Raw genomic sequence first — 8,648 nt, forward strand, 5'->3', positions numbered from 1 at the left:
TTTTTTGGAAATTGTGAAAATGGTCATGGCGCTGTCACGGAAACCTGTAATCCTTGCTATGCCCGTTCAGGCAAGGCAGGCAGCGCCCGAGTGGCTGGTTGTCTGTAAGTCTGGCTGGAGATAAAGCAGCGCGGTTGTCAGCAATCTGCACTTGCGCCAATCTGTGCTGCGGGCAAACGTAAGCGGCGCGGCGCTACCGCCGTCACATCACAACAGGTATCGGGAGCGGGTTTTCCCGACCGTCTGGTTTTTTGGCCTTTCGGAGAGAACGACATGAAGAAGACGAATCACCTTCGCGCGACTGCCAGCATTGTCCGCAAAACACTGCCGGCACTCGTGGTGGCCGCTGCTTTCGGAGGCGCGGCGCTGCCCGCCCAGGCCGCCGACGCGGTGGTGCTGTACACGGCCGACGGCCTCGAAAACCTCTACAAGGACGTGCTGCCGGCCTTCGAAAAGAAGGAAGGCGTCAAGGTCAACATCGTCACGGCCGGTAGTGGCGAAGTGGTGAACCGCGCGACCATCGAAAAGGATGCGCCGAAGGCCGACGTGCTCGTCACGCTGCCGCCGTTCATCCAGCAGGCGGATCAGGCCGGACTGCTGCAGGCCTACCAGAGCGCCAACTACAAGAATGTGCCGGCGATCGCCAAGGCATCCAATGGTTCGTGGGCGACCTTCGTGAATAACTACTTCTCGTTCGCGATCAACCCTGAGGTGGTGAAGACCGAGCCGAAGACTTTCGCGGATCTGTTGAATCCGGATTTCAGCGGCAAGGTTGCGTATTCGAATCCGGCAACGGCAGGCGACGGCATGGCCGTGATCATCCTGACGACTTCACTGATGGGCGAAGACAAGGCATTCGATTACCTGAAGAAGCTCGAACAGAGCGCCAAGTTCCACACCAAGGGCACGGGCTATCTCGACGTGCTGCTCTCGCGCAACGAAATCTCGCTGGCTAACGGCGACCTGCAGATGGATCTGGACGACGCGGCCAACGGCGGCCTGTCGCTCAAGCCGATCTTCCTCGCCGCTGCGCCCGGCGGCAAGCCGACCACGTTCCAGTTGCCGTACGCCATCGGTCTGATCAAGAACGGCCCGAACCAGGCAGAAGGCAAGAAGCTGATCGACTATCTGATGTCGACGGACGTGCAGGCCAAGGTGCCGGACATCTTCGGCATTCCGGCTCGCACCGACGTGCCACTCACCGGCAAGAACGGCGAAGCCGTGAAGCAGGCCATTGCCGGCGTGAAGCTGATTCCGGTGGACTGGAACCAGGTGATGGCAAAGAAGGCTGACTGGACCGCCCGCTGGAAGAACGACGTAATCGGTAATTCCGGCAAGCAGGTCGAAGTCGTCAAGCCGGCGCAATAAGTCGCGCGCAGCAGGCCCCGCATCGAGGTGACGGGGCCTGCCGGCATTTGCCTGCATGTGCCGATGTCTTTACCCGCACTACCCAAGTTGGAGGATGAATCCGGTGAACACCGCAACTCTTGCCCCTGGCGCGCTCGGCGCCTCACCGGAGGCGCACGCAGCGGCGCAGCCGGGCACGCCGGGTGGCGTGCAGATCGAGCATCTCACGGTGCGTTTCGGCACGCGGACGGTGCTCGATGACCTTTCGCTCACGATCGAACGCGGTGAATTGCTGACCGTGCTCGGCCGCAGCGGGTGTGGCAAGACTACGTTGTTGCGTTTCATCGCCGGGTTCATCGAAGCAGACGGGCTGGCCGGCACCTTGACGGTGGCCGGCCGCGACCTGACGCATGTGCCGCCGCACAAGCGCAATCTCGGGCTGCTGTTTCAAAGCTATGCGCTGTTTCCGCATCTGTCGGTGTTTGAGAATGTCGCGTTCGGTTTGCGCGCGCGGCGCGAATCGTCCAAGGAAATTGCCCGCCGCGTCGCGGACGCGCTCAAGCTCGTGCAACTGGGCGATTCCGGCCATGTGATGCCCGCGCAGCTGTCGGGCGGCATGCAGCAGCGCGTGGCGTTGGCGCGCGCACTCGTGATCGAGCCGGACGTGCTCCTGCTCGACGAACCGCTTTCCGCACTCGACGCCAATCTGCGCGCGTCGGTGCGTTCCGAACTGAAGGCGCTGCATGAGCGGCTGCCGAATCTCACCATCGTCTGCGTGACGCACGATCAGGACGACGCGCTCGTGTTGTCCGACCGTACGCTGCTGATGCGCGAAGGCCGCATTGCCCAGCTCGGCACGCCGCAGCAGTTGTACGACGCACCGAACGACAGCTTCGTCGCGCGCTATCTCGGCGCGGCCAATCTGCTGCCGCCGCAGGTGGCCTTTCCGCTCGGCGATTCGCGCTACAACGAGCGCGAGCGCGTCGCCTGCCTGCGTCCCGAGGCACTGCGGATCGTGCCGCTCGGCGAAGGGCAGTTGCATGGCGCGATTACGTCGGTGGAATGGTACGGCGCGGTGTTGTCGGTGTCGGTCGTGCTCGACGCCATGCCCAATGAGCCGGTCCTCGTCACGATGCAACGCGGCCACGGCATGTCGCCCGAAAAGGGTGCGCGTATTTCACTGCGCTATGAGGCAGACGATGTCGTCCTTATCAACCCCTGACACGCCGCACAGCCCCGACGCGCTCGCCGACGCGCGCCGCGCCGCCACCTTCGCGTCGCATGCGGCCGCCGTGCGGCGTCGGGAACGCGCCGCGCAATGGCATCTGCTGTTCCTCGCCGTGGTCGTGCTCGGGCCGCTCGTGATCTATCCGCTGGTGCGGCTGGTGTTATTGAGCCTGACCGGGTCGCATGGTCTCGGTTTCCAGGCTTACGCGGCGTTCTTCGGCAATCCCGAGACGCGCGGCGTGATCGGCACGACGCTGTGGATACTGTTCGCCAGTGCGGGCCTCGCCTCGTTGCTCGGCGTGGCGCTGGCATCGATCCTGTTCTTCAAGCCGTTCCCGGGTGCGCGGCTGGTTACGCGCTTTCTTGAACTGTTCGTCGCGTTCCCGTCGTTTCTCGTCGCCTTCACGCTGATCTTTCTGTACGGCTCGCAAGGCTCGGTCAGTATCGGTCTGCAGCGGCTGTTTCATCTGCAGGCGCCCCCGCTCGACTTTCTGTTCGGCGTGGCCGGCGTGATTCTCGCGGAGGTGGTGTTTTACGCCCCGTTTGTCGTGCGTCCGACGTTGGCCTCCTTCGCCACACTCGACATGCGCCTGATCGAAGCCGCGCGCAGTCTCGGCGCCAGCGGCTGGATGGTGGCCTTCAAGGTGATCCTGCCGCTGGCGTGGCCGGGCATCGCGGCGGGCACGATCCTGTGCTTTCTGCTCACATTGAACGAATTCGGCATTTTGCTGGTGCTCGGCAGCGCGCATCTGATCACGCTGCCGGTGGCGATCTACAGTTCGGCCACCGTCGATCTGGACTTGCCGACCGCGGCCGCCGGTGCGGTCGTGATGCTGATGATGTCGTTGTCGCTGTATGCGTTGTACCGCCGGGTCAATCGACGCAAGGTAAAAGGAGCGCGCTAATGGCCGTCGATCTGGATCCCACCGTATTACCCGTGATGCACAAGCGGGCGCGCCCGGTGCAACGCAGTCTGGCTACGCGTGTGGCAGGCGGCGCATTTCTCGCGTTCGCGGCGTTACTGTGCTTCTGGCTCTTCGTATTGCCGGTCGTCGTGGTGGCGCTTTCCAGCGTCGCCGCGCACTGGTCCGGCACCATCTTGCCGGATGGTTTCAGCATGCGCTGGTTCGAACGGCTCGGCTCGAGCGATTTCGACGCGCTCACAACCAGCCTCGAAATTGGCTTCGGCGTGTCGGTGTTGGGCACGATCCTCGGCTTGTGGCTGGCGCTGGCACTCGAAGGGCGCGACCGGCGCGGCCTCGGCGCACTGGTCGACACGATCGCGATGATGCCCAACGGTGTGCCGAGCGTGGTGCTCGGGCTGGCCGTGCTGATCGCGTATCACAAGCGGCCGCTCGATCTGTCGAGCTCCGCGGCAATCGTGGTGTTCGTGCAGCTCGCGCTGGTTCTGCCGTTCTGCTATCGCTGCGCGGCTGCGGCCTTGCGTCCGGAACTGACCATTTTGCGCGAGGCTGCGGCCAGTCTGGGCGCGCCGCCTTCGATGGTGTTGCGGCGCGTCGTGCTGCCGCAACTGGTGCCGGCCATCCGCGCGAGTCTTGCGCTCGGCTTTGCGCTCTCGCTCGGCGAACTGGGCGCAACGCTCACCGTTTATCCGCCTGGCTTTGCGACAGTGCCGATCGTCGTGGTCGGGCAGGTCGAGCGCGGCTATTACCTGCCGGCGTCCGCGCTGTCGCTGATCCTCTTGCTGGTCTCGCTGGCCGCATTGCTGCTGATTGCGGCGCGGGTCCCGCGCCGCCGGGTGGACTGACCGGCGGCTTGCCGCTGACTTCGGGTGCTTACTGCAAAGCGGTGGCCGACGCAGGTTGATGTGGCAAAAAATGTCAAAATGACCGAAAATATGGAAATAGCCTCAGCCGATCCGATTGACGTGGTTCGCCGCCACTCGTTGACGGCGCTGGTGCGCGACGAGATCGAGCGCAACATCGTCGAAGGAGTGTTATCGCCGGGCGACAAGCTCAATGAAACGGATTGGGCGGCCCGTTTGCAGGTGTCACGCGGTCCGGTGCGGGAGGCGTTTCGCGCACTGGAGCAAGCGGGCCTCGTGCGGACCGAAAAAAACCGAGGTGTGTTCGTGCGGATCGTGTCGCTGGCAGAGGCGGATGAGATTTACGCGGTGCGTGCCGTGCTCGAAGAGGCGGCGTGCCGGATGCTGGCGTCGAGCATCGACGCCGCGCAACTGGCGGAATTGCGCGAGCAGCTCGACGCGATGCGCAGCGCGTTCGACGCGCAGGATCGCGATGCCTATGCGCGCGCCAATGTGGCGTTCCACGACGGCATCGTGGCGGCGGCGGGCAACGGCAAGCTGTATGAGACGTACCGGCGGCTGGTGGGCGAGTTGAGCCTGTTCCGCCGCGCCGCACTGGTGGTGCATGCCGATGCGATGGAGCGCTCGCTGGCGGAGCACCGGGCCATTCTGACGGCGCTCGCATCGCGCGATGCCGGTCGTGCCGCCGCGCTGATGCACGCACACGTGAACGGCGGCCGGCAGCGCATGCACGAAGCGTATGAACCGGTTGGACAGCGCAGCGCATTGCTGCCGCCGTCCGCCCCGATTGATGAAGAACGCGCGTAACCGACGCGCAAGGAACAGAGCGATGGCAATCCAGACTGAACAAGATGTGCGCAGTATTGAAGTGAATGGCCGTGCTTACGGACTGTCGTCGAAGCCGACCGTGGTGGTCTGCGTCGACGGCTGCGAGTACGACTATCTCGAAGCAGCGGTCGCGGCGGGCGTGGCGCCGTTCATCGGCAAAATGCTTAAAGAGGGCACGGCGCTCAAGGGCGATTGCGTGATCCCGTCGTTCACGAACCCGAACAACCTGTCGATTGTCTGCGGCGTGCCGCCTTCGGTGCACGGCATTTGCGGCAACTACTTCTGGGATCCGCAAGCCAACGGCGGCGAGGGCGCGGAAGTCATGATGAACGACCCGGCCTATCTGCGCGCCGGGACGCTGCTGGCCGCCGCCGCAGAGGCGGGCGCCGCCGTTGCGGTGGTCACCGCGAAGGACAAGCTGCGCCGCCTGCTCGGCTGGCAACTGAAGGGCATCTGTTTCTCCGCGGAGAAAGCGGACACGGTGACGCTCGAAGAAAACGGCATTGCCGAAGTGCTCGATCTGGTGGGTCTGCCGGTGCCGGACGTCTACAGTGCGGGACTTTCCGAATTCGTCTTTGCTGCGGGCGTGCGTCTCGCGCAAACGCGCAAGCTCGACCTGATGTATCTGTCGACCACCGACTATATCCAGCACAAGTGGGCGCCCGGCACTGAAGGCGCGAACGCCTTTTACGCCATGATGGACCGCTATCTGGCACAACTCGACGAACTCGGCTGGACGATCGGCCTCACCGCCGACCACGGAATGAACGCCAAGCACGATCCGCAGACGGGCGAGCCGAATGTGATCTATCTGCAGGACGTGATGGACGAATGGCTCGGCACGAGCAAGGCCCGCGTGATTTTGCCGATCACCGATCCGTACGTGGTTCATCATGGCGCGCTCGGTTCGTTCGCGACGATTTATCTACCCAAAGATGCAAACGTGGCGCAGGTGATCGAGCGGATCAGCGGACTTGCAGGCGTCGAAGTCGTACTGGACAACCGCGCCGCATGCGAACGATTCGAACTGCCAGATGATCGGGTGGGCGACATCGTGGTGGTGAGCACGCGCAATGTCGTGCTCGGCACGCGGCGCGACCAGCACGATCTGTCGGGCTTGACCGTGCCGCTGCGTTCGCACGGCGGTCTGTCCGAGCAGGAAGTGCCGTTGATCTTCAATCGGCAGCTCGAGGGTCTGGTGAAGGGCAAGCGCTTGCGCAACTTCGATGTCTTCGATATCGCACTGAATCATGTGGTGACGTCGTGAATGCGATGCGGACGGACCATCCGGCATTTCGCGTCGAGGCGCTGCGCCTGAAGGGCGAGCGCGCGCTGCGTGAACGTACGCTGGATGTGTTCGATCCCTACAGCGGCCTGCGCGTAGGTACGGTGCCGCTGGCGAGCGTCGATGATGTGCGTGCCGCTTTCGAGTATGGCGCGGCCTATCAGGCGAAGCTCTCGCGCTATGAGCGTTCGCAGATTCTCGAGCGGGCCGCGGCGTTGCTGCGCGAGCGTACCGAGGCGGCCTCCGATCTGATCTCGCTCGAGTCGGGGCTCTCAAAGCACGATTCGCGTTACGAGATCGGGCGCGTGGCCGATGTGCTCAAGTTCGCATCCATCGAAGTGTTGCGTGACGACAGCCAGAGCTTTTCGTGCGATCTGACGCCGCACGGCAAAAAGCGCCGCGTGTTTTCGCAGCGCGAGCCGCTGGCTGGCGTGGTCGTCGCGATTACGCCGTTCAATCATCCGATGAACCAGGTCGCGCACAAGATCGCGCCGGCGATCGCGACCAACAACCGGGTGTTGCTGAAGCCGTCGGAGAAGGTGCCCCTTTCGGCGTTCTATCTGGCCGACCTTCTGTATGAAGCCGGCTTGCCCGAGCCGATGTTGCAGGTGATCACCGGCGACCCGCGCGAGATTGCGGACGAACTGATCACTCATCCGCTGGCCGAACTGGTCACCTTCACTGGCGGTGTCGCAATCGGCAAATACATTGCGGCGAAGGCGGCGTACCGACGCGTCGTGCTGGAACTGGGCGGCAACGATCCGCTGATCGTCCTTGAAGACGCCGATCTGGACCGCGCGGCGACGCTGGCGGTGCAGGGTTCGTACAAGAATTCCGGCCAGCGCTGTACGGCAGTCAAGCGAATGCTGGTGCAAAAGAGCGTGGCGGCCCAATTCACCGAATGTGTGGTGGAGAAGACCCGCGCGTGGTCCTACGGCGATCCGTTCGATCCAGCGAACCAGATGGGTACCGTCATCGACGAAAGCGCGGCGCAACTGTTCGAGGCGCGCGTCAACGAAGCGGTGGCGCAGGGCGCGCGGCTCCTCGCGGGCAATCTGCGGCGTGGCGCGTTGTATGCGCCGACGGTGGTCGACCGGGTGAACCCGGCGATGACACTGGTTCGTGAGGAAACGTTTGGTCCCGTGTCGCCCATCATCACGTTCGATACGCTGGACGACGCGATCCGTATCAGCAACGACACGGCGTTCGGCCTGTCGTCGGGCGTGTGCACGAACCGTCAGGACGCGATCACACGTTTTATCAACGAATTGCGCGTGGGCACGGTCAACGTGTGGGAAGTACCTGGTTACCGGATCGAGCTGACGCCGTTTGGCGGCATCAAGGACTCGGGGCTGGGCTATAAGGAAGGGGTGCAGGAAGCGATGAAGAGCTTCACCAACCTCAAGACGTTCTCGTTACCCTGGGAGTGATGGTGTGGCTTTGAGTCTGGATGATATTCGTACCTTGTTTGAGCAGCACGGCGATCTCGCCTATAGCGGCGAGCCGGTGACGCAGCTGGAGCATGCACTGCAAAGCGCTGCGCTGGCGGAGAGCGATGGCGCGAGCGACGAGCTGGTGGCGGCCGCTTTCCTGCACGATCTGGGTCATTTGCTGAACCTCCATGGCGCGACGCCGACGGAGCGGGGCATCGACGATCTGCATCAATATTTCGCGCTGCCGTTCCTGCGGCCAATCTTGCCCGCGGCGGTGCTGGAGCCGATCCGTTTGCACGTCGACGCGAAGCGCTGCCTGTGCGCGATCGACGAAACCTATTTCGGCCGCCTCTCTTCGGACTCGGTCCGAAGCCTTGAATTGCAGGGCGGAATTTTCAGCAAGCAGGACGCCGACACCTTCCTGAGCAAACCGTATGCGGAAGACGCATTGCGGGTGCGCCGCTGGGACGATCTGGCCAAGGAAGCGAACCGCGCCACACCGGATATCGACCATTACCTGCGCGTGGTGGGACGGGTGATGGAGAAGCAGGCGTCGACCTGAAATCTTCTTATGGATGAGGCCCGCTGGACGAGCGTAACGGGCTCGTTTTTGCGTGTTTAACGGGTCCTCAAAATAACGCTTGCAAGTGCTGGAAGGGCTCGCTAGAATCTCGGTCTTTCGCGCTTCGGGTACGAAGTGCGGGAGGCGGGAGAGCCAGCAGTGGCAAGGCTTTCGGCGGGG

The 8,648-nt window shown here is 63.4% G+C and carries 8 protein-coding genes; all 8 read left to right on the plus strand.

All coding sequences use genetic code 11. From position 1 onward, the window contains the following. Positions 1 to 273: 273 nt before the first annotated feature. The 8 genes from phnS (at position 274) to VGH41_RS07235 (ending at position 8,468) form a co-directional block, all read left to right on the plus strand. Positions 274 to 1,368 carry a 2-aminoethylphosphonate ABC transporter substrate-binding protein gene (gene phnS, locus VGH41_RS07200; RefSeq protein ID WP_331596663.1) on the plus strand — a complete coding sequence of 365 codons (1,095 nt, stop codon included), beginning with the start codon at positions 274 to 276 and terminating at the stop codon, positions 1,366 to 1,368. A gap of 103 nt (positions 1,369 to 1,471) precedes the next feature. After that, entirely contained in the window at positions 1,472 to 2,569 is a 1,098-nt protein-coding gene (gene phnT / locus VGH41_RS07205; RefSeq protein ID WP_331596664.1) for a 2-aminoethylphosphonate ABC transport system ATP-binding subunit PhnT, read from the plus strand. Then, positions 2,547 to 3,479 carry a 2-aminoethylphosphonate ABC transporter permease subunit gene (locus VGH41_RS07210; RefSeq protein ID WP_331596665.1) on the plus strand — a complete coding sequence of 311 codons (933 nt, stop codon included), beginning with the start codon at positions 2,547 to 2,549 and terminating at the stop codon, positions 3,477 to 3,479. Before phnT ends, VGH41_RS07210 begins: the two co-directional genes overlap by 23 nt. Continuing rightward, positions 3,479 to 4,342, plus strand: coding sequence for a 2-aminoethylphosphonate ABC transport system, membrane component PhnV (gene phnV / locus VGH41_RS07215; protein WP_331596667.1), 864 nt, complete (start codon positions 3,479 to 3,481; stop codon positions 4,340 to 4,342). The genes VGH41_RS07210 and phnV overlap by 1 nt, the downstream gene beginning before the upstream one ends. A 78-nt stretch (positions 4,343 to 4,420) precedes the next feature. After that, positions 4,421 to 5,167: a phosphonate utilization associated transcriptional regulator gene (locus VGH41_RS07220; RefSeq protein WP_331596668.1), complete on the plus strand. Its 747-nt coding sequence runs from the start codon at positions 4,421 to 4,423 to the stop codon at positions 5,165 to 5,167. A 22-nt stretch (positions 5,168 to 5,189) separates the two neighbouring features. Beyond that, positions 5,190 to 6,455, plus strand: a complete 1,266-nt coding sequence (phnA, locus tag VGH41_RS07225) for a phosphonoacetate hydrolase (RefSeq protein WP_331596669.1) — start codon at positions 5,190 to 5,192, stop codon at positions 6,453 to 6,455. A 5-nt stretch (positions 6,456 to 6,460) separates the two neighbouring features. Continuing rightward, positions 6,461 to 7,903: a phosphonoacetaldehyde dehydrogenase gene (gene phnY, locus VGH41_RS07230; RefSeq protein ID WP_331596675.1), complete on the plus strand. Its 1,443-nt coding sequence runs from the start codon at positions 6,461 to 6,463 to the stop codon at positions 7,901 to 7,903. A 4-nt stretch (positions 7,904 to 7,907) separates the two neighbouring features. Further along, positions 7,908 to 8,468 carry a phosphonate degradation HD-domain oxygenase gene (locus VGH41_RS07235; protein ID WP_331596670.1) on the plus strand — a complete coding sequence of 187 codons (561 nt, stop codon included), beginning with the start codon at positions 7,908 to 7,910 and terminating at the stop codon, positions 8,466 to 8,468. Positions 8,469 to 8,648 lie beyond the last annotated feature (180 nt).

This window comes from Paraburkholderia sp., assembly GCF_036488795.1.
Taxonomy (GTDB): Bacteria; Pseudomonadota; Gammaproteobacteria; order Burkholderiales; family Burkholderiaceae; genus Paraburkholderia.